This window comes from Rathayibacter sp. VKM Ac-2856 (assembly GCF_013205055.1).
Lineage (GTDB): Bacteria > Actinomycetota > Actinomycetes > Actinomycetales > Microbacteriaceae > Rathayibacter.
This window is the reverse complement of the sequence record NZ_JABMLF010000008.1, coordinates 1-1,179: the sequence shown is the minus strand read 5'-3', so window position 1 is coordinate 1,179 and position 1,179 is coordinate 1. Positions and strand designations below refer to the sequence as shown.

Here is a 1,179-nt window from a genome sequence, read left to right as displayed (position 1 = left end):
AGTTCAATGTTCCACCCATGAGCTACCAGCAAAGACATTCGCTTTGATCTGGCGCCTGGGACACCGAAGTGCCCAGATGCTCCTTAGAAAGGAGGTGATCCAGCCGCACCTTCCGGTACGGCTACCTTGTTACGACTTAGTCCTAATCACCGATCCCACCTTCGACAGCTCCCTCCTTGCGGTTAGGCCACTGGCTTCGGGTGTTACCGACTTTCATGACTTGACGGGCGGTGTGTACAAGGCCCGGGAACGTATTCACCGCAGCGTTGCTGATCTGCGATTACTAGCGACTCCGACTTCATGAGGTCGAGTTGCAGACCTCAATCCGAACTGAGACCGGCTTTTTGGGATTCGCTCCACCTTACGGTATCGCAGCCCTTTGTACCGGCCATTGTAGCATGCGTGAAGCCCAAGACATAAGGGGCATGATGATTTGACGTCATCCCCACCTTCCTCCGAGTTGACCCCGGCAGTCTCCTATGAGTTCCCACCATGACGTGCTGGCAACATAGAACGAGGGTTGCGCTCGTTGCGGGACTTAACCCAACATCTCACGACACGAGCTGACGACAACCATGCACCACCTGTATACCGACCTTGCGGGGCAACCATTTCTGGAAGTTTCCGGTATATGTCAAGCCTTGGTAAGGTTCTTCGCGTTGCATCGAATTAATCCGCATGCTCCGCCGCTTGTGCGGGCCCCCGTCAATTCCTTTGAGTTTTAGCCTTGCGGCCGTACTCCCCAGGCGGGGAACTTAATGCGTTAGCTGCGACACGGAGACCGTGGAAAGGTCCCCACATCTAGTTCCCAACGTTTACGGCGTGGACTACCAGGGTATCTAATCCTGTTCGCTCCCCACGCTTTCGCTCCTCAGCGTCAGTAACGGCCCAGAGAACTGCCTTCGCCATCGGTGTTCCTCCTGATATCTGCGCATTCCACCGCTACACCAGGAATTCCATTCTCCCCTACCGCACTCTAGTCTGCCCGTACCCACTGCAGGCCCGAGGTTGAGCCTCGGGTTTTCACAGCAGACGCGACAAACCGCCTACGAGCTCTTTACGCCCAATAATTCCGGACAACGCTTGCACCCTACGTATTACCGCGGCTGCTGGCACGTAGTTAGCCGGTGCTTTTTCTGCAGGTACCGTCAAGCCGAAGCCCTTCTTCCCTACTAAAAG

Annotated in this window: 1 rRNA gene; it reads right to left on the bottom strand. The window is 55.6% G+C overall.

What is annotated here, in order from left to right:
* Positions 1-87 precede the first annotated feature (87 nt).
* Positions 88-1,179: ribosomal RNA gene (locus HQQ82_RS19460) — 16S ribosomal RNA — on the bottom strand; the annotation flags it as partial.